This is a genomic window from Paracoccus sp. pheM1, assembly GCF_018499825.1.
Taxonomy (GTDB): Bacteria; Pseudomonadota; Alphaproteobacteria; order Rhodobacterales; family Rhodobacteraceae; genus Paracoccus; species Paracoccus versutus.
The window spans coordinates 282,978-306,225 of record NZ_JAGXCX010000002.1 but is presented as its reverse complement, the minus strand read 5'-3'; the positions used below and the strand labels follow the sequence as shown (position 1 = coordinate 306,225).

General features: G+C 69.3%; 20 protein-coding genes. 6 read left to right on the top strand and 14 right to left on the bottom strand.

Annotation, left to right across the window (positions count from 1 at the left end; genetic code table 11):
• Window positions 1-11 precede the first annotated feature (11 nt).
• Genes KF941_RS15580 through bhcA form a run of 6 tightly spaced genes read right to left on the bottom strand, consistent with a single transcriptional unit; the run spans window position 12 to window position 7,175 of the window.
• Complete coding sequence (locus KF941_RS15580) at window positions 12-1,355, bottom strand: 8-oxoguanine deaminase (RefSeq protein WP_214273871.1); 1,344 nt, start codon at window positions 1,353-1,355, stop codon at window positions 12-14.
• Window positions 1,355-2,836: a nucleobase:cation symporter-2 family protein gene (locus KF941_RS15575; RefSeq protein ID WP_036753900.1), complete on the bottom strand. Its 1,482-nt coding sequence runs from the start codon at window positions 2,834-2,836 to the stop codon at window positions 1,355-1,357. The genes KF941_RS15580 and KF941_RS15575 overlap by 1 nt, the downstream gene beginning before the upstream one ends.
• A 39-nt stretch (window positions 2,837-2,875) precedes the next feature.
• The gene (gene bhcD, locus KF941_RS15570) at window positions 2,876-3,838 is read right to left on the bottom strand and encodes an iminosuccinate reductase BhcD (protein WP_214273870.1); all 963 of its coding nucleotides are present in this window, start codon (window positions 3,836-3,838) and stop codon (window positions 2,876-2,878) included.
• Window positions 3,838-5,001 carry a 3-hydroxy-D-aspartate aldolase BhcC gene (bhcC, locus tag KF941_RS15565; protein ID WP_036753904.1) on the bottom strand — a complete coding sequence of 388 codons (1,164 nt, stop codon included), beginning with the start codon at window positions 4,999-5,001 and terminating at the stop codon, window positions 3,838-3,840. Before bhcC ends, bhcD begins: the two co-directional genes overlap by 1 nt.
• 21 nt (window positions 5,002-5,022) lie before the next feature.
• Window positions 5,023-5,985, bottom strand: a complete 963-nt coding sequence (bhcB, locus tag KF941_RS15560; protein ID WP_214273869.1) for a beta-hydroxyaspartate dehydratase BhcB — start codon at window positions 5,983-5,985, stop codon at window positions 5,023-5,025.
• A complete protein-coding gene (gene bhcA / locus KF941_RS15555; protein ID WP_036753911.1) occupies window positions 5,985-7,175 on the bottom strand; it encodes an L-aspartate--glyoxylate aminotransferase BhcA in 1,191 nt (396 codons plus the stop codon). Before bhcA ends, bhcB begins: the two co-directional genes overlap by 1 nt.
• A gap of 184 nt (window positions 7,176-7,359) precedes the next feature.
• Here bhcA and bhcR point away from each other — a divergent pair, with 184 nt between their 5' ends.
• From bhcR to KF941_RS15540, 3 genes are all read left to right on the top strand, one after another.
• Window positions 7,360-8,199 (top strand): HTH-type transcriptional regulator BhcR, encoded by an 840-nt coding sequence (gene bhcR, locus KF941_RS15550; protein WP_072460708.1) that lies wholly within the window; start codon window positions 7,360-7,362, stop codon window positions 8,197-8,199.
• Window positions 8,200-8,497: 298 nt separating this feature from the next.
• A complete protein-coding gene (locus KF941_RS15545) occupies window positions 8,498-10,063 on the top strand; it encodes a DUF6345 domain-containing protein (protein ID WP_175562290.1) in 1,566 nt (521 codons plus the stop codon).
• An 88-nt stretch (window positions 10,064-10,151) separates the two neighbouring features.
• Entirely contained in the window at window positions 10,152-10,868 is a 717-nt protein-coding gene (locus tag KF941_RS15540) for a pentapeptide repeat-containing protein (RefSeq protein ID WP_036753920.1), read from the top strand.
• An 11-nt stretch (window positions 10,869-10,879) separates the two neighbouring features.
• Here KF941_RS15540 and KF941_RS15535 read toward each other — a convergent pair whose 3' ends face one another.
• Complete coding sequence (locus KF941_RS15535; RefSeq protein WP_240540446.1) at window positions 10,880-12,451, bottom strand: SARP family transcriptional regulator; 1,572 nt, start codon at window positions 12,449-12,451, stop codon at window positions 10,880-10,882.
• Between the two features lie 210 nt (window positions 12,452-12,661).
• Here KF941_RS15535 and purM point away from each other — a divergent pair, with 210 nt between their 5' ends.
• Window positions 12,662-13,711: a phosphoribosylformylglycinamidine cyclo-ligase gene (gene purM / locus KF941_RS15530; protein WP_072460705.1), complete on the top strand. Its 1,050-nt coding sequence runs from the start codon at window positions 12,662-12,664 to the stop codon at window positions 13,709-13,711.
• Window positions 13,708-14,304 (top strand): phosphoribosylglycinamide formyltransferase, encoded by a 597-nt coding sequence (gene purN, locus KF941_RS15525; protein ID WP_036753929.1) that lies wholly within the window; start codon window positions 13,708-13,710, stop codon window positions 14,302-14,304. The genes purM and purN overlap by 4 nt, the downstream gene beginning before the upstream one ends.
• 81 nt (window positions 14,305-14,385) lie before the next feature.
• Here the strand turns inward: purN and KF941_RS15520 are convergent, their stop codons facing one another.
• The 6 genes from KF941_RS15520 to KF941_RS15495 all read right to left on the bottom strand — a co-directional run bounded on the left by KF941_RS15520 (window position 14,386) and on the right by KF941_RS15495 (window position 20,748).
• A complete protein-coding gene (locus tag KF941_RS15520) occupies window positions 14,386-15,726 on the bottom strand; it encodes a branched-chain amino acid ABC transporter permease (RefSeq protein WP_114535433.1) in 1,341 nt (446 codons plus the stop codon).
• A 15-nt stretch (window positions 15,727-15,741) separates the two neighbouring features.
• Complete coding sequence (locus tag KF941_RS15515; protein WP_036753934.1) at window positions 15,742-16,743, bottom strand: branched-chain amino acid ABC transporter permease; 1,002 nt, start codon at window positions 16,741-16,743, stop codon at window positions 15,742-15,744.
• A gap of 2 nt (window positions 16,744-16,745) precedes the next feature.
• A complete protein-coding gene (locus KF941_RS15510; protein WP_036753937.1) occupies window positions 16,746-17,456 on the bottom strand; it encodes an ABC transporter ATP-binding protein in 711 nt (236 codons plus the stop codon).
• Entirely contained in the window at window positions 17,456-18,334 is an 879-nt protein-coding gene (locus KF941_RS15505) for an ABC transporter ATP-binding protein (RefSeq protein ID WP_036753939.1), read from the bottom strand. The genes KF941_RS15510 and KF941_RS15505 overlap by 1 nt, the downstream gene beginning before the upstream one ends.
• A gap of 104 nt (window positions 18,335-18,438) precedes the next feature.
• Entirely contained in the window at window positions 18,439-19,623 is a 1,185-nt protein-coding gene (locus KF941_RS15500) for an ABC transporter substrate-binding protein (protein WP_036753941.1), read from the bottom strand.
• Between the two features lie 123 nt (window positions 19,624-19,746).
• Entirely contained in the window at window positions 19,747-20,748 is a 1,002-nt protein-coding gene (locus tag KF941_RS15495; RefSeq protein ID WP_214273868.1) for a GlxA family transcriptional regulator, read from the bottom strand.
• A gap of 118 nt (window positions 20,749-20,866) precedes the next feature.
• Between KF941_RS15495 and KF941_RS15490 the strand changes: the two genes are divergently transcribed.
• On the top strand, window positions 20,867-22,276 hold the full coding sequence (locus KF941_RS15490) for a 3-deoxy-7-phosphoheptulonate synthase class II (protein ID WP_036754062.1): 1,410 nt from the start codon (window positions 20,867-20,869) through the stop codon (window positions 22,274-22,276).
• 100 nt (window positions 22,277-22,376) lie between these two features.
• On the opposite strand, the gene KF941_RS15485 is transcribed toward KF941_RS15490, so the two are convergent.
• Window positions 22,377-23,153 (bottom strand): PAS domain-containing protein, encoded by a 777-nt coding sequence (locus KF941_RS15485; protein ID WP_214273867.1) that lies wholly within the window; start codon window positions 23,151-23,153, stop codon window positions 22,377-22,379.
• Window positions 23,154-23,248: the final 95 nt, after the last annotated feature.

Below are 23,248 nucleotides of genomic sequence, written 5' to 3'. Positions count from 1 at the left end.
CCTTTCCTTAGTCAATCGGCGAGCCGGGCGATGGCGGCGCGGGCCTGTTCGTTCAGGCGATTCGTGTCTGCGGTCAGCAGGTGGTGATCCTGCACCACGGCGCGGCCTTCCACATAGACCGCGCGCGGGCGGATCGGCGCGCAGAAGACCAGCGCCGCCACCGGATCCCATTGGCCGGCGGCGGGCAGTTCCGAGACGTCCCAGAGCACCAGGTCGGCGCGCTTGCCGGGTTCCAGCGCGCCGATGTCGCTGCGGCCCAGCACGCGCGCGCCGCCGAGCGTGGCGATCTCCAGTGCCTCGTGCGCGCCCATGGCGGCCGGGCCGTCCTTGAGGCGGGCGACCAGCATGGCCTGGCGCGCCTCGAGGCCCAGATGGCTGCAATCGTTGCTGGCCGAGCCGTCGACGCCCAGGCCCACCGGCACGCCGGCGTCGCGCATCCGCCGCACCGGGGCGATGCCCGAGGCGAGGCGTGCGTTCGAGCAGGGGCAATGCGCGACCCCGGTGCCGCTGCGGGCGAAGAGGTCGATTTCCTTGTCCGACAGTTTCACGCAATGCGCGTGCCAGACATCCTCGCCGGTCCAGCCCAGGCTTTCGGCGTAATCGCCGGGCAGCATGCCGAAGTTTTCCAGAGAATAGGCGATATCCTCGTCGTTTTCGGCCAGGTGGGTGTGCAGCCGCACGCCCTTGTCGCGGGCGAGGATCGCCGCGTCGCGCATCAGTTCCCGGCTGACCGAGAAGGGCGAGCAGGGGGCGAGGCCGACCTGCACCATGGCGCCGGGCCTGGGGTCGTGGAAGGCGGCGACCAGGCGCTCGCTGTCCTTGAGGATCGCGGCCTCGTCCTCGACCAGGGCGTCGGGGGGCAGGCCGCCCTTGGACTCGCCGATCGACATGGCGCCGCGGGTGGCGGTGAAGCGGATGCCGATCTCGGCCGCCGCCTCGATGCTGTCGTCGAGCCGGGCGCCGTTCGGGAACAGGTAGAGATGGTCCGAGGAACAGGTGCAGCCCGAGAGCGCCAGTTCGGCAAGGCCGATCCGGGTCGACAGGCGGATGTCCTTGGGGCCCATGCGGCCCCAGATCGGATAAAGCGTCCTGAGCCAGCCGAACAGCGCCGCGTCCTGGGCCGCGGGCACGGCGCGGGTCAGGGTCTGGAACAAGTGGTGATGGGTGTTGACGAGGCCGGGGGTGACGACGCAGCCCCGCGCCTCGACCACCTCGGCGCCTTCGGCCGAGAGGCCGGGGCCGACGGCGGAGATCACCCCGCCCTCGACCAGCACGTCCCCGCCGGCGATCTCGCGCCGGGCGCCGTCCATGGTCACGACCACTTCGGCGCCCCTGATGAGCAGGCGTTTCGTCATCAATGCGCCTCGGCTGCGTGGGCGGCGGCGGCGATTTCCTCGTCGCTGGTGTGCGGCGCGCCGTTGAAGAACCAGTTCAGCAGCACCGCGGCCACGGCGGCCAGAAGGATGCCGGAGTGGATCAGCGTGTGCATGGAATGCGGCAGCCACTGGTTGAAGTCGGGCGCGATCATCGGCACCATGCCCAGCCCCAGCGAGACGGCGACGATGAACAGGTTGTGCTTGTTGCCCTTGAAATCCACCGTCGAGAGGATGCGGATGCCGGTCGCGGCGACCATGCCGAACATCACCAGCCCCGCGCCGCCCAGCACCGTGGTCGGCAGCGATTCGACCAGCGCGCCCATCTTGGGGATCAGGCCCAGCACGATCATGATCGCGCCGCCCGCCACGCAGACGAAGCGCGAGCGCACGCCGGTCACGCCCACCAGCCCGACGTTCTGGCTGAAGGAGGTATAGGGGAAGGTGTTGAAGAGCCCGCCGATCGCGGTGCCGAGCCCGTCCACGCGCAGCCCGGCCGAAAGCGCCTTGGGCGTCATGCGGCGGCCGCAGATGTCGGAAAGCGCCAGGAACATGCCGGTCGATTCGATCATGGTCACGAACATGACCAGCAGCATGGTCAGGATCATCACCGGGTCGAAGATCGGCATGCCGAAATGCAGGGGCTTGATCGGGGCGAACCAGGCGGCCTCGGCGATGCCCTCGAAATGCATCATGCCGAGCGCGGCGGCCAGCAGCCCGCCGATGACGATGCCCAGGAGCACCGCGATATTGGCGACGAAGCCGCGGGCGTAGCGGGCGATCAGCAGGATCGCGGCCAGCACGGTGATGCCGATCAGGATGCGCGGCAGCGAGGCATATTCGGGATTGGCGACGGTCGGCATCAGCTTGACGCTGTCGGGGACGTCGCCGGCGGCGCGGGCGGCCTCCAGCCAGGCCTGGGCGGCGGGATCGACCAGTTGCGGCGCGGTCGGGCCGACCGGCAGGCCGAAGATCCAGTTGATGCCCACCGGCATCAGGCTGACGCCGATCACCAGGATCACCGTGCCGGTGACGACGCTGGGGAAAAAGCGCAACAGCCGGCTGACCAGCGGCGCGAAGAAGATCGAGATGAGCCCGGCGGCCATGATGGCGCCGAACATCATCCGCGCCCCCTCCTGCCCCGGATTGGACGAGGCGATGGCGACCATCGGCCCGACGGCGGCGAAGGTCACGCCCATCATCACCGGCAGGCGGATGCCGAACCATTGCGTGGCGCCGAAGGACTGGATGATGGTGACGATGCCGCAGACGAAGAGGTCGGCGGAAATCAGGAAGGCCACGTCCTGCGGCGAAAGCTGCAGGGCGCGGCCGACGATCAGCGGCACCGCGATGGCGCCGGCATACATGACCAGAACATGCTGGAAGCCCAGGGCGAGCAGCCGAGGCGCGACGATGCGCTCCTCGACCGGATCAAAGCCGGGGCTGGTATCGATTGCTTGCATTCGTCCTATACCTCCCTAGTTTCAGGACGTTATGTCTCTTTAGATCTCGACTTCTTGCGCCAGTCCCTTTTCCTTTGCGATTTCAAGGACTTTCTGCGCAACCGCCAGATCCTGCAGCCCGACGCCGGTGCCGTCGAACAGCGTCACCTCGGCGTCGCCGCGTCCCGGATGGTCGCCCGCGACGACGGCGCCGAGTTCGCCGATCTGATCCTCGCGGATCAGGCCCGATGCGATGGCATGCTGGCATTCGCCGATGCTGACCGACTGCGCGACCTCGTCGGTGAAGATCCGGGCGCGCGCGACCAGCGCCGGGTCCAGCTCCTGCTTGCCTTTCGTATCGGTGCCCATGGCGGCGATATGCGTCGGGCCCTTTACATGCTGGTCCATCAGCAGGGGCGAGAAGGACGAGGTGATCGAGATGATCACGTCGGCCTCGGTGCCCAGCCGGTCCAGCTCGACCGCCTCGAAGGGCAGGCCCAGTTCCGCCGCGGTATCGGCAAGGCGCGACAGCATCTCGGGATGCGGGTTCCAGCCGATGACCTTCTCGAACGGATGCACATTGGCCGCCGCCCGCATCTGGAAGGCGGACTGGTGGCCGGCGCCGATCATGCCCAGCACCTTGGCCCCCTTGGGCGCCAGATACTTGATCGACACCGCCGAGGCTGCCGCGGTGCGCAGCGCCGTCAGCAGGTTGCCGCCCACCGCGGCAGTCACCCGGCCGGTGTCCGGGTCGAACAGGAAGACGGTGGACTGGTGGTTGATCAGGTTGTGCTTCTGGTTCAACGGCCAGTAGCCGCCGGCCTTCAGCCCCAGCACCAGCGCCGAGGCGTCGAAGCCGCCCTTGAAGCCGTAAAGCGCGTCCTCGTGGCCGATGGCCTCGCGCACCACCGGGAAGTTATAGGCCTTGCGACGGGCCATCGAGGCGAAGATCGCCTCGATGGCCTCGAAGGCCGCCTCGGGGGTCATCAGACCCGCGATTTCCTTTTCGGCGACGACGAGCATCAGTAGCCCTTTCCGCGCGCCGAAACCGGCCAGACCGTCTCGACCTTGCCGTTCCGAACGCCGACATACCAGTCGTGGACGTTGCAGGTCGGGTCGCAATGGCCGGGCACCAGCCGCAGCTTGTCGTTGACTTTCAGCACGCCGTCCTTGTCCTCGACCACGCCATGCTCGTCGCTGCACTTGATGTATTTCACGTCGTCGCGACCATAGACGAAGGGCAGGCCGCTATCGACCGACTGCGCCTTGAGCCCGGCATCGACCACCGCCAGGTGCGGCTTGGCATGGCTCATGACCGAGGTCAGGATGAACAGCGCGTTCTCCCATTCGCCCTGGTCGATGCGCTTGCCCTCGGCATCGTGGATGCGGCCGTAATCGGCATCCATGAAGGCGTAGCTGCCGCATTGCAATTCGTTGTAAACGCCCGAATTGCTTTCGAAGTAATACGACCCCGTGCCGCCGCCCGAGACGAATTCGGGGGGCAAACCCTCGGCTTCCAGCGCGGCGACGGCTTCCTTGACCTGGGCGATGGCGGCGTCCAGCTTGGCCTTGCGGTCCTCGTAGCTGTCCATGTGCTGCATGGCGCCCTGATAGGCCTGGATGCCCCTGAAGACCAGGTTCGGGGCGGCGTCGGCGGCCTTGGCGATCTCGACCACGGCTTCCTTGGTGGTCACGCCGCAGCGCCCGGCGCCGCAGTCAATTTCCACGAAGATGCCCAGTTCGGTGCCGTGCTTTTGCGCCGCCGCCGACAGGTCGGCGATGTTGGACACGTCGTCGACGCAGACCGTCACCGTCGCGCCGGTCTTGGGCAGCCGGGCCAGCCGGTCGATCTTGGCCGGCTCGCGCACCTCGTTCGTGACCAGCACGTCCCCGATGCCGCCGCGGGCAAAGACCTCGGCCTCGCTGACCTTCTGGCAGCAGACGCCGACCGAGCCGCCCAGCGACTCCTGCAGCTTCTGCACGTCCACCGACTTGTGCATCTTGCCGTGGCTGCGGTGGCGCATGCCATGCGCCTTGGCATAGTCGCCCATCTTCCTGATGTTGCGCTCCAGCGCGTCCAGGTCGAGGATCAGGCAGGGCGTCTGGATCTCGGCCTCGTCCATGCCCGGCAGGGCGGGGATGTCATAGCCGACCTCGTAGCCGGCGAAATCCGTTTTCGCGTTCATGGGGCTCTCCTCAATTCGGGTTCAGTTCCAGGGCAGCTTGTCGAGATCGACATTGCCGCCGGTGACGATGACGCCGACGCGCTTGCCGGCAAAGGCATCCGGGTTCTTCAGGATGGTGGCCAGCGGCACGGCGCTGGAGGGCTCCATCACGATGCGCAGGTGCTTCCAGATCAGCTTCATCGCGTCCACGATCTCGGCGTCCGAGGCGGTATAGATCTCGTGGACGTGGTTCTTGACGAAATGCCAGGTCAGATCCTTGAGCGGCACCAGCAGGCCGTCGGCAACGGTCTTGGGCGCGTCGTCGGCGATGATGTAGCCGGCCTTGAAGCTGCGATAGGCGTCGTCGGCCTGCTCGGGCTCGGCCGCGATCACCTTCACCTCGGGCGCCAGCGTCGACAGCGTCAGGCAGGTGCCCGAGATCATGCCGCCGCCGCCGATGGGGGCCACCACGGCGTCGAGCCCGTCGGTCTGCTCCATGAATTCCTTGGCGCAGGTGCCCTGGCCCGCGATCACCCGCGGGTCGTTATAGGGGTGGACGAAATCGCCGCCGGTCTCGGCCTGCACCTTGGCGAAGGTCTCCTCGCGCGAGCTGGTCGAGGGCTCGCATTCGGTGATCTTGCCGCCATAGCGGCGCACCGTGTCCTTCTTGGCCTGCGGCGCGGTGCGCGGCATGACCACGTTGCAGGGGATGCCCCGCAGCATGGCCGCGTAGCTCAGGCACGAGGCATGGTTGCCCGAGCTATGCGTGGCGACGCCCTTGGCCGCCTGCGCCTCGTCAAGGCCAAAGACCGCATTGGTGGCGCCGCGGACCTTGAAGGCCCCCGGCTCCTGGAAGTTTTCGCATTTGAAGAACAGCTGCGCGCCGGCAAGCTCGTTCAGATAGTCCGACGTGCGGATCGGCGTGCGGCGGATATGCGGCTTGATCCGCTCATGCGCGGCCAGCATGTCCTCGTAGGTCGGGATATACATCTCGCTGTCCTTCATCACGCGGCTTTCTTCTGCGCGGCGGCGGTGGTCTGGCGGTAATGTTCCTGCGCGGCGGCGACGCCCGAGCCCAGCTTGATCGGCAGGCCCAGATCGGCCATCACCATCTCGGCCGTGGCGATGCCGGACAGCGCCATGGCGTCGGTCAGGCTGCCCAGGTGGCCGATGCGGAACACCTTGCCCGCGACCTGGCCCAGGCCGGTGCCGAAGGCCATGTCATAGGTCTCCAGCGCATGGCTGACGATCAGGTTGGCGTCGAAGCCCTCGGGGACGCGGATGGCGCTGACGCTGTCGGAATAAAGCTCGGGGCGGGCGGCGCAGAGCTTCAGCCCCCAGGCCTCGACCGCGGCGCGCACGCCGCCGGCGATGCGGTGGTGGCGGGCAAAGACGTTCTCCAGCCCCTCGGCCAGGATGCGCTCGCAGCTGGCGTTCAGCCCGTTGATCAGGCCGACCGGCGGCGTATAGGGATAGCCGTTGCGGGCATAGCCGGTCGCCATGTCGCGGATGTCGAAGAAGGTGCGCGGCAGGCGCGCGCTTTCGACCGCCGCCATGGCCTTGGGCGAGAAGCCGACGATGGCCAGCCCCGGCGGCAGCATGAAGCCTTTTTGCGAGCCGGTGACGGCGATGTCGACGCCCCATTCGTCCATGCGGAAATCCATCGAGCCGATCGAGGAAACGCCGTCGACGAACAGCATGGCCGGGTGCTTGGCGGCGTCCAGCGCGCGGCGGACGGCGGCGATGTCGGATTTCACCCCGGTCGCGGTCTCGTTATGCGTGGCCAGCACGACGCGGATCTCGTGGCCCTTGTCGGCGGCCAGGATCTCTTCGAAACGGTCGGCGGGGATGCCCTCGCCCCAGGGGGTCTCGACGAAGGTCACGTCCAGCCCGTGGCGCTGGCACATGTCGATCCAGCGGTGGCTGAACATGCCGTTGCGGGCCGCCAGCACCTTGTCGCCGGGCGACAGCGTGTTGGTGATCGCGGTTTCCCAGCCGCCGGTGCCGGTCGAGGGGAACAGGAACACCTGCGCCTGCGTGGTCTTGAGGACTTTCTTCACCCCCTCCAGCGCCGGATGCAGCATCCGGCCGAACACCGGCGAGCGGTGGTCGATGGTGGGCATGTCCACGGCCTTGCGCATCTCCTCGGGGATGTTGGTGGGGCCGGGGATGAAGATCGGGTTCTGACTGGTCATGGCAATTCCTCCTGCGCTTGTGGACCAAGCTACGTTTTGCTGTCCATTGATGCAATTTTTCTGAAAAATATTTCGCAATCGCGGAAAAATGGCCTAAAGTGACGTGGAATCAGCTGGTTGGTCTTTTCCAAAGCCAAGTCGTGATTTTCAAGAAAATGAAAAAGTTGTCGAAAGGAAAAGTTGAATGTCGGTTCAGATCCGCAAAAGGGGCCGTCCCAGGGGCCGCGCCGGCGGCCTTGGCGCCGAGGATTCGGGCGGCATCCGGGCGCTGGACCGGGCGCTCGACATCCTCGACCTGATCGCGGTCTCCAGCGGGCTGACGCTGACCGAGATCGCGCAGCGCCTGGAGATGGCGCCCTCGACCGTGCATCGGGTGCTGGTGACGCTGGCGGCGCGCGGCGTGGCGGAAAGCGACAGCCAGACCCAGGCCTGGCATGTCGGGCCGACGGCCTTTCGCCACGGCTCGGCCTTCATGCGCCGCTCGGGCCTGGTCGAGCGGGCGCGGCCGCTGCTGCGCCGGCTGATGGAGGTGACGGGCGAGACGGCGAACCTGGGCATCCTGAACGGCGATGCCGTGCTGTTCCTGAGCCAGGCCGAGACGCATGAGACGATCCGCGCCTTCTTTCCGCCCGGTACGCGCTCGGCGCTGCATGCCTCGGGGATCGGCAAGGCGCTTTTGGCCCATGCCCGGCCGGCGGACCTGAAGCGGATGATCCGCGAGATGCGGCTGGAGCGGTTCACCGAGATGACGCTGACCGACCCCCAAGCGCTCCTGGACGATCTGGCCCGCATCCGCGCCCGCGGCTATGCCCTGGACAACGAAGAGCGCACGCCCGGCATGCGTTGCATCGCCGCGCCGATCTTCGACCTGGCCGGCGAGGCGGCGGCGGGGATCTCGGTCTCGGGGCCGAGCCTGCGCATGTCGGACGCGCGGCTCGAGGCCATGTCCGAGGCGGTGATCGAGGCCGCGCGCGAGCTTTCCCTGGGCATGGCGCCGCATGCGGGGGCGGGCGAGGGGCGCTGATTCGTCTAATTGCGCCCGGACCGGACCTTTGCTTTCCGGGCTGATGCGGGGATTTCCCGGCCATTTGTGCATTAAGCGTCGATTCACGTTCAGTTCACGCCGCCCGGCCTAGCTTCGACGCAACCTGTGACCGCGTCCGCCTGCCGGGTCCGAAGGATCCGGCGCGTGTCCTGCAAGGAGCTTCGGCATGGAAGATTTCGTTTCCCGATCCGGTCCCGGATTCGATGGGATGCAGCAATTGCACCCCCGGCCGGGTTGGGAAACGGAGGCGGCGGCGGATCCTGCGGAAGCCGCGGACATGCCCGGCCCCGCCAGCCGGCTTTACGGCGCCTGCAGCGTCGAGACCTATCGCGCCGCCGGTGCGCTGCATGCCGCCCATCGCGATGCGGGCGGGTTTCTGGATGCGGTGGACCGGTTCGCCACGCCGGATTTCTGGCGCCGGGACGCGGCGGTGAAGTCCTGGATCTACGACCGGCAGGCGATGGAACATGCGCCGGGCCGGGACATGGATTCGGTGCGGGTGTTCTATCACGCCGGCCATGGCCGGATGGGCGACGACGGGGTGTTCCACCTGCCGATGGGGGCGCTCTGGACCGGGACGGACGCCTGCCTGACCGCCGAACGGATGCGGCTTGGCACCGACGGCCTGCGCTATCTGTTCTGGTCCACCAGCCAGTCGCTGCGCGTCGGGCGGGGCTTCAGCCCGCTTTACAGCTGGGCGCGGGCCAATGCCGGGCTGCGGATGCTGTTCGGCTTCGATTCGATCTGCTGGGATTCCGGCCGCTATGGCGCGAATTTCTGGCGCCACTGGCAGATGGGCAAGCCCTTTGCCCAGGCCTGGCTGGACGGGGCCTGGGACGTGGCCCCCGACCAAAGCCCGGTCGCCTGTGCCTGCGCGCCCGACCGCGATGCGGCGCTGGCCATGCTGTTCGGCGAGCGGCGCTTTGCGGCGCAGCGCGGCGCGGCGCAATGCTGGGCCTGGCGCTGGCACGCGCCCCAGGCGCTTTACCAGCGCGAGGCGGCGCTGACCGAGCCCCCGGCCGAGTTCGGCGCCGTGCGGCTGGTCCCGGTGTCCGAGGATCGCGCCCTGGCCCGCTCGGTGCTGTCGCGGCTGGGGCTGGACCCGGCCCTGGCTGCCCTCGATGCGCAGGGCGCGCTTTCGGTGGGCCAGGGGGCGCTGCGCTTTCAGCGCCGGCCGGACGGGCACATCCTGCTGGAGCTGGAGCCCGCCGCGCCGGGGCGCGGCCTGCGCGAGATGCCGCCGCGCCGCGCCCTGGTCAGCCGCGCCCGGTCCGTGCTGCGGTCATACGGCTTTCTGCCGGCGGGGATCGAGCTGGTCTTCGACCGCGTCTCGCTGGCGCTTTCGGCGACGGCCAGCCTGCGCCGGCTGGACGAGCCCCCGGCGGAAAGCCTGGACGAGATCATCGTGCAATTCCGCCAGGCGATCGACGGCATCCCGGTGCTGACCCCGGATGCCGGGACGCTGCGGCTGGCGATGCGGCCGGACGGCACCGTGCTGCGCATCGAATCGACCCTGCGCCGGGTGGCCGAGCGGATGCCGGTGCGCGCCCATCGCCACGGCCTGCCCGACGATCCGCCGCCGCCCGTGCGGCCCGAGGGCCTGCCCGAGCCCGAGCCGCAGTCGATCACCCGCATCCTGGCGCAGCATTCGGCGCGGCTGATGCGCGACCTGGCCGCGCGCGGCGCGGCGCCGCTGAGCCTGCGCACCCTGCCGGGCACCACGGAAATCGGATACGGAATCCGCAGCAACACCGCCCGTCTCGTCGCCCGCCAGGGCATCGAGATCGAATGCGTGCGCGGCTTTCGCAAGCGTTACTGGATCCAGTCTGACCTGGGTGACTGACGATCCGGTAGCCCGGAGGCGGAGGCAGCCGCCTCCGGGCACTTGACTGGCCGCACACTCTTGGCGAGGACTGTCCGAGAGAGGGAGCATGGCGGAATACACCCGCGCCGAGATCGTCCGGCGCATCGCGACGATGGGCCGTCTGCACCTGGCCGGGTCCGACCTGGCCGGGCTGGACCTGTCGGGCATGACGCTGGTGGGTGCCGACCTGTCCTATGCCGACCTGACCGAGGCCGACCTGACCGACGCGCAGCTGTCGGATGCAAGCCTGTGGTCGGCCCGCGCGCCGCGGGCGCGGTTTCGCAACGCCAACCTGTCGCGGGCCAGCCTGGGTCTGGCGGACCTGTCCGATGCCGACCTGCGCGGCGCGGTGCTGGAGCGCGCCGACCTGACCGGCGCGCGGCTGGACCGGGCGGACCTGACGGCCGCGCGGCTGCGCGGCGCCTGGCTCGACAGCATGCAGCGGGCGATGGCGACGGGCGCGCCGCCGCTGCGCTATCCGCCGCGGCACCGGCCCATGACCTGCGTGCTGCACGAGGACCACATCTCGGGCCCCGTGGCCCTGCGCTGCGGCGACCGGCTGGAGGTGCATCTGAACAGCCTGTCCGAGGCCGCGGCCCGCGACCCCCGCCTGGCCCGGCTGCAGGGCGCACCGATCCTTGCCGGCCCCGAACTGCCCCGGCTGGATGCCGGCCCGCCCCTTGTCCTGGCCTTTGTCGCCGTCGCCCCCGGCCGCGCCCGGCTGGTGCTGGAGCCGGGCCGGGGCGGGGCGCCCATCGTGCTGGAGGTGCTGGTCTCGCCCTGACCGCCGCGGCCTCAAAGCCCCGAGCGGGTGATCCCCATCAGCCGGGCCATGCGCAGCGGCGCGACCGGATAATCCGGCTCGGCCATCAGCTCGAGCGAGAAATCCGGCTCGATCCGGCGCAGGTGGCGCAGGGCGTCGGCGGCGCCGGCCACGTCGCCGCGATGATAGCGCAGCGCCGCCAGGAAACGCAGCGAGGGCCGGTTGTCCGGGGCGAAGGCAAAGGCGGCCGCGGCCGAGTTCTCGGCATCGCCCAGCCGGCCCAGCCGCAGCTGCACCACGGCGCGGCGCATCAGCCACGAGGCCGGGCCCAGCTCGGCCAGGGCGCCGCGGGCGCCGCGCTCGGTCGCCTCCAGCGCCTCTAGGTCGCGGCCGACATCGGTCAGCGCCTGGGACAGCGCATGGCAGGCCAACTCGTTGTCGGGATCGTTGCGGCAGGCGGCCTGCGCCAGCTCCAGCGCCCCTACCGCATCCCGCCGCCACGAGGCGGAAAGCGAGGCCACCGCCAGCACCGAGGGGTTGGCGGGCGCCAGGTCGCGCGCCTGCCGCGCAAAGGCCTCGGCCTCGTCCGAGCAGCGCGCCGGATCCTCGGTCAGCCGCTCGCTGATCAGCGTGTTGCGCAGATAGGAACGCAGCGCCAGCGCCACGCCGCTCTGCCGTTCCCGCGGCATCGCGGCAAGGATGCGGTCGGCCGATTCCAGCCGGTCGCGGGAATAGCTGAACACGTCCCAGACCGGGAAGGTCAGCCCCTGCGCCGGCGGGGCGGTCCGCCGCGCCCGGTCAAGCAGCGCCACCGCGATCTGCGCCACCGCATGGCGCATGGTCGCGGTCTCGTCGGCGGCGCGGATGGTGAAGCGCCGCGTCCAGCCGCGCGCGCCGGTGGCCAGGTCGCGCATCACCACCATCAGCGAGCAGTCGGTCCCCGCCGCATAGCAGATGGCGCCGATCTGGATGCCGGCCTGCGGCGCCCCGGCCGAGTGCCGGTCGGCCAGCACCGCCGGGATCATCTCGCAGGCGCGGGCGGCGGCCTCGTTCAGGATCATCTCGCCGATGACATGGGCGCGGGCGTCGTTGCTTTCGACCGGCTGCAAGGCCACGACGTAATCGCCGGGGGCGGGCTCGCCCGCGCACCAGGGCTCGGGCAGGGGCGGGGGCGGCAGGGGCCGTTGCAGGATGCTGGGACCGTCGCAATCCGGCGTCAGCCGCAGGCGCATGTCGCGCAACCAGGTCTCGAACTCGGGGTCGGGCACGTCGATGTCGGCGGCGAACTCGATCGGCGCGCCGCCGGCGTCATAGACCGGGGTCAGGTCGATGCGCAGCCGCTCGGCGTCCAGCCCCACCCAGCCCACGCCGGTCAGCAGGATGCCCTTTTCGGCACCCAGCGCGGCGCGCAGCTCGCGCAGCATCTGCCGCAGGCTGTCGGAACCGCGCTGCCGGCCCCGCTCGCTCCACAGCAGGTCTTGCAGCCGGGCGCGGCTGAGCCGCAGGTCCGGCGCCGTGCCCAGCAATGCCAGCGCGCCACGAGCCTTCTGGCTGCGGGGGGTGAGATCCGCCCCGCCGGCGCCGCGCAGGCGCACGGATCCCATCAGACTCAGCGTGGCAGGCATTTGATTCGCCGCATGGCTTCGTTATGGTCGCATATTGATCTTAATGCCCGGCGGCGGGGGCCGACAACAGCCGCCGCGCCGGATCGCGGCAGGGGCGCCGGGGCCAAATCCGCGCCCGGTCGCAGCGGGCACATTGCCTGCGCGGCCCGCCTGCGCTATCGGGGCGTCAAAGCAAAGGGGATCCCGAAGATGACCGAGCAGCGCAAGAGCGGCCTGTCCTATGCCGAGGCCGGAGTGGATATCGACGCGGGCAATGCGCTGGTCGAGCGGATCAAGCCCGCCGCCGCTGCCACCCGCCGCCCCGGCGTGATGGAAGGGCTGGGCGGCTTCGGCGCGCTCTTCGACCCGCGCGCGGCCGGCTACGACGACCCGGTTCTGGTGGCCGCGACCGACGGCGTCGGCACCAAGCTGCGCATCGGCATCGACACGGGCGAGCTTGACGGGCTGGGCATCGACCTGGTGGCGATGTGCGTGAACGACCTGGTCTGCCAGGGTGCCGAGCCCCTGTTCTTCCTGGATTATTTCGCCACCGGCAAGTTGTCGGTCGATGAGGCTGCGCGGGTCATCAACGGCATCGCCGAGGGCTGCCGCCGGTCCGGCTGCGCGCTGATCGGCGGCGAGACGGCCGAGATGCCGGGCATGTATGCGCGCGGCGATTTCGACCTCGCGGGCTTCGCCGTCGGCGCGATGGAGCGGGGCACGGCCCTGCCGGCGGGCGTCGCGGATGGCGACGTGCTGCTGGGCCTTGCCTCGGACGGGGTGCATTCCAACGGCTTCTCGCTGGTGCGCCGGGTGGCCGACCACGCCGGGCTCGACTGGTCGGCGCCCGCGCCCTTTGCCGCGGGCACGCTGGGCCAGGCGCTGCTGGTGCCGACGCGGCTCTACGTGCGCCCGCTCCTGGCGGCGATCCGCGCCGGTGGCGTGCATGCGGCGGCCCATATCACCGGCGGCGGCATCACCGAGAACCTGCCGCGCGTCCTGCCCCAGGGCCTCGGGGCCGAGGTGGACCTCGACAGCTTCAGCCTGCCGCCGGTCTTCGACTGGCTGGCCGGGGCCGGCGACATCGCTGATGCCGAGATGCTCAAGACCTTCAACTGCGGCATCGGCATGATCCTGGCCGTGGCCGCCGACCGCGCCGCCGAACTCGAGGCGCTGCTGAAGGCGCAGGGCGAAACGGTGGTCCGCCTGGGCCATGTTCGCCCCGGCGCGGGCGTGCGCTACTCCGGCCGCTTGCGGTGAAACGCGTCGCCATCCTGATCTCGGGCGGCGGCTCGAACATGGTCCAGCTGGTCGAATCGATGACCGGCAGCCACCCGGCCCGCCCGGTGATCGTCGGCTCGAACGACCCGCAGGCGGCGGGGCTGGCCAGGGCGCAGGCCCTGGGCGTGCCGAGCTTCGCGGTGGACCACCGCGCCTATCCCGGCGACCGCGCCGGTTTCGAGGCGGCTCTGCTGGAACCGCTGCTGGCGGCGGAACCGGACATCCTCTGCCTGGCCGGCTTCATGCGCATCCTGACCCCGGATTTCGTGCAGCGCTTCCAGGGCCGGATGTTGAACATCCACCCCTCGCTCCTGCCGAAATATCCCGGCCTGCACACCCATGGCCGCGCCATCGAGGCCGGCGATGCCGAGGCCGGGGCCACCGTCCACCTGGTCACGCCCGAACTCGACGCCGGCCCGATCCTCGGCCAGGCGCGGGTGCCGGTCCTGCCCGGCGACACGGCCGAGACGCTGGCCGCCCGCGTCCTGGTCCAGGAACACCGGCTCTACCCCGCGGTGCTGCGTCGCTTCGCCCAGGGCGACCGGACGCCGATCACCCTCACCGCAGCGTGAGAAAAGGCGCAGACCCGCACCTTTCTCCGTTTTCCAAATACCCTGGGGGTGCGGGGGCAAAGCCCCCGTGACGTCCTCCCATCACTTCTCCGGCACCAGCCCCCGTGGCGCAAAGCGCAGCACCAGCAGCAGCACCACCCCCAGCGCGATGAAGCGCATATGCGGCGCGCTGCCCAGCAGGTGGTCGCGCAATGCGCCCGCGGGCAGCGGCCCGGTGACAAGCCGCATCAGCTCGGGCCCCCAGACCTCGGCCTTGATCCACAGGAACCAGACCAGGATCGCCCCCAGCGCCGCGCCCCAGTTGTTGCCCGAGCCGCCGACGATCACCATCACCCAGATCAGGAAGGTATAGCGCAGCGGGTTGAAGCTGTTGGGCGACAAAAGCCCGTCCAGCGTGACCATCATCGCGCCGGCCAGGCCGATCACCGCGCTGCCGATGACGAAGATCTGCAGATGCCGGCGGGTCACGTCCTTGCCCATGGCCTCTGCGGCGGTCTCGTTGTCGCGGATCGCGCGCATCATCCGGCCCCAGGGCGATTTCAGCGCCAGTTCCGCCAGCAGGATCAGCGCCAGCAGCACCGCCCCGAACAGGCCCGCGTAAAGCAGCTTGACCCAGACGCCCGAGGCGACGGCCGGGCTCATCCCCCATTCGGCGGCGCGGGCCACGAAATCGGCATTGCCCTGCAGGTCCAGCTCATAGGGCACCGGGCGCGGGATGCCCGAGACGTTCTTGACCCCGCGCGACAGCCATTCCTCGTTGCGCATCACCGCGACGATGATCTCGCCGATGCCCAGCGTGGCGATGGCCAGGTAGTCCGAGCGCAGCCCCAGCGCCACCTTGCCGACGCCCCAGGCGGCCGCGGCGGCGAACAGCGCCCCCACCGGCCAGGACAGCAGCACCGGCCAGCCCAGCCCGCCGATATTGCCGGCGCGGGCGGAATTGTTCGCCTCGATCGCCATCACCGCCGGATCGAACAGCCAGCGATAGGCCACGAAGCCCGCCACCAGCACCGCGACTAGCGCCGGGACGCGCCAGGCTCCGGACATGCGCCGCCAAACCTGCGCCGCCAGCACCAGCGTGCCGAGCCCCACCAGAAGCGCCAGGATCAGCCGCGGCCCGCCGGCGGCCCAGGCGCCCTGCACCGGCGCGGTCGAGACCAGCACCGGCGCCAGCCCGCCAAGCGCCAGGAAGCCCACGACGCCGGCGTTGAACAGCCCGGCATAGCCCCATTGCATGTTGACGCCCAGGGCCATGACGGCCGAGATCAGCCCCATGTTCAGGATGGCCAGCGCCGTGTTCCAGCTGCCCGAGAACAGCGCGTTGCGAAAGCTGCCCTCGGCCAGGAACAGCGCGGCCAGGATCAGGAACAGCACCGGCGCGCGCCAGGGGCTGACCGCTTCGGCTTGACGTGTATTCGACATGGATAAACGCCCTCCTCAGACGGATTTGCCGCGGAACAGGCCGGTCGGCCGGAACAGCAGGACCACGATCAGGATCACGAAGCTGACCGCGAACTTGTATTCGGTGGACAGAAGCTGCAGCAGCCCCTGGGGCTCAAAGCCCAGGTAGGTCGCGATCTTGCGCCAGGGATAGGTCACGGCCACCTCGGAGAAGGCGACGATGAAGCCGCCCGCCACCGCGCCCAGCGGATTGCCGAGGCCGCCGACGATGGCGGCGGCAAAGATCGGCAGCAGGATCTGGAAATAGTTGAAGACCTTGAAGGACTTGTCCAGCCCGTAAAGCGTGCCCGCCGTCACCGCCAGCGCGGTGGCGATCAGCCAGGTCAGGCGCACCACCCGCTCGGGGTCGATGCCCGACAGCAGCGCCAGGTCCTCGTTGTCGGAATAGGCGCGCATCGCCTTGCCGGCGCGCGAGCGGTTCAGGAAGCGGAACAGCGCCCAGCAGGCCAGCGCCGTCACCACCAGCGTCAGCGCCTGGCTGACGCGCAGCGACAGCCCCTCGGACAGCCCGGTCCAGGCGCGGAACTGCTGCACGCTGACCAGGAAGCGCGCGCCGTCGTCGAAGCGGATCTCGTCGACGCCGATGATCAGCCGCGTCAGCCCGTTCATGATGAACATGACCCCGACCGAGGCCATGACCAGGATGATCGGGGCCGAGCGCTTGCTGCGATAGAAGCGATAGACCACGCGGTCGGTGCCCAGGATGAAGACCGCGGTCAGCGCGATGCCGAAGGGCAGGGCCAGCAGCGCCGTGGGCAGCGGGCCCAGGCCGATGCCGATGGCCTGCAGCCCCCAGGTGATCAGGATCACCAGCGCGGCGCCGAAGGCCATGGTGTCGCCATGGGCGAAGTTGGAAAAGCGCAGGATGCCGTAGATCAGCGTCACCCCCAGCGCCCCAAGCGCCAGTTGCGCGCCATAGGAGGCGGCGGGGATCACCACGAAGTTCAGGATGGCCACGAGGGCGTTCAGCATGTCCATCTTCAGCCCCCCAGGAAGGTGCGGCGGACCTCGGGATCGGCCAGCAACGCCTGCCCGCTGTCGGTGTAACGGTTGGCGCCCTGCACCAGCACATAGCCGATGTCGGCGATCTCCAGCGCCTGGCGGGCGTTCTGTTCCACCATCAGGATCGAGATGCCGGTGCGGGCGACCTCGATGATGCGGTCGAACAGCTCGTCCATGACGATGGGGCTGACGCCAGCGGTCGGCTCGTCCAGCATCAGCAGGCTGGGCCGGGTCATCAGCGCCCGGCCGACGGCGACCTGCTGGCGCTGGCCGCCCGACAATTCGCCGGCGTTCTGCCTGCGCTTGTCGGCCACGGCCGGGAACAGCTCATAGACCTGGGCCATGGTGTCGCGGTAATCGTCCTCGCGGATGAAGGCGCCCATCTCCAGGTTTTCCTCGACCGTCATGGTCGGGAAGATGTTGTGGGTCTGCGGCACGAAGCCCATGCCCTTGCGCACCCGCTCCTGCGGGGTCAGCCGGGTGATGTCCTCGCCGGCCAGCGCGACCTTGCCCTCGCGCAGGGCCAGCATGCCGAAGACGGCCTTCATCGCCGTCGACTTGCCGGCGCCGTTCGGGCCGACGATCACGGCGATCTGGCCGCGTTCGACCGTCAGGGTGCAGCCGTTCAGGATGTCGGCCTTGCCATAGCCGCCGCGCATGTCGGTGGCGGAAAGATAGGGCTCTGCCATCACAGCTCTCCCGCTGGCTTGCCGTCGCCGCCGCGGCCCGCCTCGGCCCCCAGGCCGGGCTGGGCGCCGTGGCTTTCGCCGAAGGCGGCCTCCTCGGCCACCTCGGCCGCGACCTTGTTCTTCAGGCCGGTGCCCAGATAGGCCTCGATCACCGCCTCGTTCTTCATGATGCTGTCGGCGGAGCCCTGGGCCAGAACCTTGCCCGCCGCCATGACGATCACCGGGTCGCAAAGCCGGCCGATGAAATCCATGTCATGCTCGATCACGCAGAAGGTATAGCCGCGCTCCTTGTTCAGCCGCACGATGGCATCGCCGATGGTGCCCAGCAGCGTGCGGTTCACCCCGGCGCCGACCTCGTCCAGAAAGACGATCTTCGCATCCACCATCATGGTGCGGCCCAGTTCCAGCAGCTTCTTCTGCCCGCCGGACAGGTTGCCGGCCTTTTCGTCGGCGACATGGGAAATGGTCAGGAACTCAAGCACTTCGTCGGCCTTCTTGCGAAGCGCGCGCTCCTCCTCGCGGATGCGGCCGCGGCGGAGCCAGGTGTTCAGCAGCGTCTCGCCGCATTGACCGCCGGGCACCATCATCAGGTTCTCGCGCACCGTCATCGAGGAAAACTCGTGCGCCAGCTGGAAGGTGCGCAACAGCCCCTTGTGGAACAGCTCGTGCGGCGGCAGGCCGGTGATGTCCTCGCCGGCCATGGTCACTCGGCCGGCCGTCGGTTTCAGAACGCCGGCGATGACGTTGAAAAGCGTGGATTTCCCGGCGCCGTTCGGGCCGATCAATCCGGTGATCGAGCCCGTCTCGATCGTCAGGCTGGCGCCATCGACGGCGCGGAAGCCTCCGAAATGCTTGTGCAGGTCGTGGACCTGGATCATAGTGCTCCCCAGCTTCATGCGTTGCATGAAGAATTTCCCTTACGGGATTGTTCTTGATTGTGAAAAGGGCCCGGAGACCGGACCCTTTCCGCGACCTGCGGGCCTTAGCGGTAGCCTATGACGTTCAGCTTGCCGCCCTTGAAATCGACCTCGCGATAGACGCCGGCGCTTTCGCCCGGCTCGATCAGCTCGACCGAGGTGGCGCCGACATAGTCGATGTCCTGGCCCGCCGCGAGCAGCTCCAGCCCCTTGGCCAGCTCGCCCGGATAGATCTTTTCGCCCGGCTCGTTGGCAACTTCCATCACCTTGTCCTTGTAGACCGTGGGGTCCGAGGACTTGGCGGCCTGCATGGCCAGCAGCATCAGCGCGGCGGCGTCGTAGGATTCGCCGGCATAGGCCGAGGTGCCGTCGAAGCCGGCCTCCTTGGCGAGCGCGTCGAACTTGTCATGCCCCTCGCCCTCGGCCGAGGGGTTCTGGCCGAACGAGTTTTCCAGCTGGGTGCCGAACTTCTCGACCAGCACGTTGTTGACCATGCCGTCGGGCAGCACGAAGACCTCGAAGGCGCCGGTGTCGAGCGAGCCCTGGATGACGCCCGAGCCGCCCTGGTCGGCATAGCCCGCCACGACCAGCGCATCGCCGCCCGCGGCCGCAAGCGCCGCGACCTCGGCCGAATAGTCGGCCTTGCCGTCGTCATGGGCCGAAACCACGGTGACGGTGCCGCCCTTGGCCTTGTAGGCGTCGGCGAAGCTGTCGGCCAGGCCCTTGCCGTAGTCGTTGTTGGTATAGGTCACCGCGACGCTGTTGATGCCGCGTTCCAGCACGATGTCGGCCATGACTTCGCCCTGGCGCGCGTCCGAGGGCGAGGTGCGGAAGAAGAAGCCCTTGTCGTCGATGGTCGAAAGCGCGGGCGAGGTCGCCGAGGGCGAGATCATCACCACGCCCTGCGGCACGCCAACCTGTTCGAGCGAGGCGATGGTTTCGCCCGAACACATGCCGCCCATGACGCCCTTGACGCCTTCGGCGGTCACCAGCCGGGTGACGGCGGCAACCGAGGCGGCCGCGTCGATGCAGGTGTTGTCCGCGACCACCGGGGTCACGGTCGAGCCGTCCAGCAGCTTGCCGCTGTCCGAGACCTCCTTCATCGCCAGTTCCGCGCCTTTCTGCATTGCCGGCGAGATCGATTCCAAGGGGCCGGTCAGGCCCAGCGAAATGCCCATCTTGATTTCCTCGGCGCCGGCGGCACCGGCAAGCAAGGCTCCGGCGGCGCTGGCCAGAAGAAGCTTTTTCATCAGTCGTCTCCCTGAGTGGAACATTGTCCTGTCTGACAGGTTATAAGCGCGCGAATGAAAAGAAAAGCGTGTTGGCGACCGCGGAAGGCGCGCGATCGGGCACTTGCCGCAGCGGAAGTTCCGCTAATGCGCCCCGGCCGCGCCGCGTTCGCGATAGGGCGTGCAACCATAGGTCGCGCGATAGCATTTCGAAAAATGCACGGCCGAGGCGAAGCCGCAGGCCAGGGCGATCTCCATCACGCTCATCGGGGTCTGCAGCAGCAGGTGGCGCGCCCGTTCCAGCCGCAGCTCCATGTAATAGCGCTTGGGCGAGCGGCCCAGGTGGCGGGCGAACAGCCGTTCCAGCTGGCGCGGCGACAGGCCCGCCTCGGCGGCCAGCCGCGCCGGGCTGACCGGATCCTCGATATTGGCCTCCATCCGGGCCAGAACCTGCGCCAGCCGGGGATGGTGCGCGCCGATCCGGCCGGGGCTGGACAGGCGCTGCTGGTCCTCTTCCGAGCGGATGGCGGTGTGGATCATCTGGTCGGCCACGCGGCTGGCCAGTTCCGCGCCGTGGTCGCGGGCGATCTGGCGCAGCATCAGGTCGATGGCGGCGGTCCCGCCGGCGGCGGTCAGCCGGTTGCCGTCCTCGACGAATACGGTGCGGATCAGGGTGACATCGGGGAATTTCTCGGCAAAGCCGTCCTGGTTTTCCCAGTGGATGGTGGCGCGGCGGCCGTCCAGCAGCCCGGCCTCGGCCAGCACCCAGGCGCCGGTGCAAAGCGCGCCGATGCGGGTGCCGCGCCGCGCCTCGCGCCGCAGCCAGGCCAGCACCGGCCGCGTCGCGGCCCGCGCCACGTCCAGCCCGCCGCAGACCAGCACCGTGTCGCCGCGCCGGGTCTCGGCCAGCGGGCCGTCCAGCAGGATGCGCGCCCCGTTCGAGCAAAGCGCGGTCTCGCCCTGTTCGCCGATCAGCCGCCATTCGTAAAGCTCGCGCCCGGAAAGCCGGTTGGCCAGCCGCAGGGGCTCGATCGCGGCGGCGAATGAGACCATGGTGAAGCGGTCCAGCAACATAAACACATAGCGCAGCGCGGGGGCCGGATTCGGCCCCGGAGCGGGGGAGACTGCTGGATCGTGGTCTGGCATGTCGGTCGCGCGTCAGGAATTCGCGGCAGATCAGCAGGCAATCGCGGCGCGCGCAAGGCTTTTCCTTTGGTCCTGCACCCTCTATATGGCAGGCACCGCTTGCATGAAGGATAGGATCATGGCACCGACGAATTCCAGTTCCGCGACCCCGGCACAGGCATGGGACAAGCGTGGCTGGCGCGCCTATCCGCGCGTCCAGATGCCCGACTATCCCGACCAGGACGCCGTCGCCGCCGTCGAGGCGCTTCTGGCCAAATACCCGCCGCTGGTCTTTGCCGGCGAGGCGCGCCGGCTGAGAGCCTCGCTGGGCGAGGTCGCGGCGGGCCGCGCCTTCCTGCTGCAGGGCGGCGACTGCGCCGAAAGCTTTGCCGAATTCTCGGCCGACAACATCCGCGACACCTTCAAGGTCATGCTGCAGATGGCCGTCGTGCTGACCTGGGGCGCGCAGCTGCCGGTGGTCAAGGTCGGCCGCATGGCGGGCCAGTTCGCCAAGCCGCGCTCGGCCCCGATGGAGAAGATCGGCGAGCAGGAGCTGCCCAGCTATCGCGGCGACATCATCAACGGTTTCGACTTCACCGCCGAGGCGCGCATCCCCGACCCGCAGCGCATGCTGGCGGCCTATACCCAGGCCGCGGCCTCGCTGAACCTGCTGCGCGCCTTCTCGACCGGCGGCTATGCCGACATCCACCGGGTGCAAAGCTGGATCAGCGACTTCACCGGCGGCGAGGAGGCGGCGCGCTATCGCGACATAGCCGACCGGATCAGCGACGCCATGGCCTTCATGGCGGCGGCGGGCGTGACCTCGGAAACCGCGCATGGGCTGGGGACGGTGGATTTCTACACCAGCCACGAGGCCCTGCTGCTGGAATACGAAGAGGCGCTGGCGCGGATCGATTCGACCACCGGCCTGCCCGTCGCGGGTTCGGGGCACATGATCTGGATCGGCGACCGCACCCGCCAGGTCGACGGCGCGCATGTCGAGTTCTGCCGCGGCGTGCAGAACCCGATCGGGCTGAAATGCGGCCCCTCGATCAGCGAGGGCGACCTCAAGGCGCTGATCGCCCGGCTGAACCCGGAAAACGAGCCGGGCCGGCTGACGCTGATCGCCCGCTTCGGCGCCGGCTCGGTCGGCGACCACCTGCCGCGGCTGATCAAGGCGGTGCGCGAAGAGGGGGCGAATGTCGTCTGGTCCTGCGACCCGATGCACGGCAACACCATCAAGTCGGCCTCGGGCTACAAGACCCGTCCCTTCGATTCGGTGCTGCGCGAGGTGCGCGAGTTCTTCGCCGTCCATCGCGCCGAAGGCACCATCCCCGGCGGCGTGCATTTCGAGATGACCGGGCAGGACGTCACCGAATGCATCGGCGGCGTGCGCGCGGTCACGGACGAGGATCTGTCGAACCGCTATCACACCGCCTGCGATCCGCGGCTGAACGCCAGCCAGTCGCTGGAACTGGCCTTCCTGGTGGCCGAAGAGCTGCGCAGCCGCCGCGTCAACGGCGCAAGCCGGCAGGCCAAGGCCGGCTGAACCCGGCGCGACGGGAAATGACAAGGGCGGCGGGCCTTGGCCCTGCCGCCCTTTTTCGTGCGCGCCAGTCCATGCGCGCCGGCAGAGGCCGGTTCCGAGATCAGGGGCGAGTGCCGGGCGGCTTTGGCGACCTGTCGTTGCGGATCAGGTGGAAATGTGCGCGGCGCTCCTCGGGGCTGGCGTCGCGGGGCAGGGGCGCGGCGGCATCGGCCGGCGGCGCGCCCTTCCAGCGCTGCGGCGGCTCGGCAAAGCCCTGCCGCGAGGGCGAGGGCTCCAGCACCCTGGCGCCGGGAATGACCGGCGAGACAATGTCCGAAAGCAGGTCGAAGCGGCGCGGCGCCTCGCCGATCCGGCCCTCGGCGACCAGGCAGCCAAGCGCCCGCGTCACGTCCCCCAGGTCCGAGCGCAGCGGCAGGAGCAGCATCCGCCCCTCCAGCGCCGGACGGCCGTAGCCGGCGGGAGAGGCCAGCGCGATCTCGGCGATCTGGGGCGCGCGGAACACGCTTTCCAGCACGTCCGACAGCCGGCCGCGCGAACTGGTGTTCAGAAGGGCGCAAAGCGGCATGCCCCGCACCTCCATCCCCATCAGGTCGATGAGATGGCGCCCGGCCAGGCGAAACCGGGCTGCGCCCGGCGCGATGCGTTCCAGGATGAAGGCATAGTCCAGCGACCGGCGGATGCCGCGCGGCTCGACATCGGCGCGGTCGGGAATGGCGCGGCCATGGCGCAGCCCTTCCCAATAGCCGCGCAATTCGCCCAGGGTGCGCTCGACCTGCACGGGTTCGTAATCGGCCAGGTGCAGCAGCTTGCCGGGCCGGCCCCGAGGCGAATCGGCCCCGTGCGGGGAATCCCCGTCCTGTCCGTGGTCGTTCGACATTCGTCCGGCCTTACCCTGCCACCCGTGAAACCATCCCCTGCCGCAAATCTAGCCCCTTCGCCCCCGGCTGCCGAGCGATTTCTTTGCCGGTGGTT

Bases quoted from the DNA above. Each gene is read 5' to 3' on its own strand.
- KF941_RS15580 (WP_214273871.1), bottom strand. From the start codon at position 1,355: ATGACGAAACGCCTGCTCATCAGGGGCGCCGAAGTGGTCGTGACCATG.
- KF941_RS15575 (WP_036753900.1), bottom strand. From the start codon at position 2,836: ATGCAAGCAATCGATACCAGCCCCGGCTTTGATCCGGTCGAGGAGCGC.
- bhcD (WP_214273870.1), bottom strand. From the start codon at position 3,838: ATGCTCGTCGTCGCCGAAAAGGAAATCGCGGGTCTGATGACCCCCGAG.
- bhcC (WP_036753904.1), bottom strand. From the start codon at position 5,001: ATGAACGCGAAAACGGATTTCGCCGGCTACGAGGTCGGCTATGACATC.
- bhcB (WP_214273869.1), bottom strand. From the start codon at position 5,985: ATGAAGGACAGCGAGATGTATATCCCGACCTACGAGGACATGCTGGCC.
- bhcA (WP_036753911.1), bottom strand. From the start codon at position 7,175: ATGACCAGTCAGAACCCGATCTTCATCCCCGGCCCCACCAACATCCCC.
- bhcR (WP_072460708.1), top strand. From the start codon at position 7,360: ATGTCGGTTCAGATCCGCAAAAGGGGCCGTCCCAGGGGCCGCGCCGGC.
- KF941_RS15545 (WP_175562290.1), top strand. From the start codon at position 8,498: ATGCCCGGCCCCGCCAGCCGGCTTTACGGCGCCTGCAGCGTCGAGACC.
- KF941_RS15540 (WP_036753920.1), top strand. From the start codon at position 10,152: ATGGCGGAATACACCCGCGCCGAGATCGTCCGGCGCATCGCGACGATG.
- KF941_RS15535 (WP_240540446.1), bottom strand. From the start codon at position 12,451: ATGGGATCCGTGCGCCTGCGCGGCGCCGGCGGGGCGGATCTCACCCCC.
- purM (WP_072460705.1), top strand. From the start codon at position 12,662: ATGACCGAGCAGCGCAAGAGCGGCCTGTCCTATGCCGAGGCCGGAGTG.
- KF941_RS15520 (WP_114535433.1), bottom strand. From the start codon at position 15,726: ATGTCGAATACACGTCAAGCCGAAGCGGTCAGCCCCTGGCGCGCGCCG.
- KF941_RS15515 (WP_036753934.1), bottom strand. From the start codon at position 16,743: ATGGACATGCTGAACGCCCTCGTGGCCATCCTGAACTTCGTGGTGATC.
- KF941_RS15510 (WP_036753937.1), bottom strand. From the start codon at position 17,456: ATGGCAGAGCCCTATCTTTCCGCCACCGACATGCGCGGCGGCTATGGC.
- KF941_RS15505 (WP_036753939.1), bottom strand. From the start codon at position 18,334: ATGATCCAGGTCCACGACCTGCACAAGCATTTCGGAGGCTTCCGCGCC.
- KF941_RS15500 (WP_036753941.1), bottom strand. From the start codon at position 19,623: ATGAAAAAGCTTCTTCTGGCCAGCGCCGCCGGAGCCTTGCTTGCCGGT.
- KF941_RS15495 (WP_214273868.1), bottom strand. From the start codon at position 20,748: ATGCCAGACCACGATCCAGCAGTCTCCCCCGCTCCGGGGCCGAATCCG.
- KF941_RS15490 (WP_036754062.1), top strand. From the start codon at position 20,867: ATGGCACCGACGAATTCCAGTTCCGCGACCCCGGCACAGGCATGGGAC.
- KF941_RS15485 (WP_214273867.1), bottom strand. From the start codon at position 23,153: ATGTCGAACGACCACGGACAGGACGGGGATTCCCCGCACGGGGCCGAT.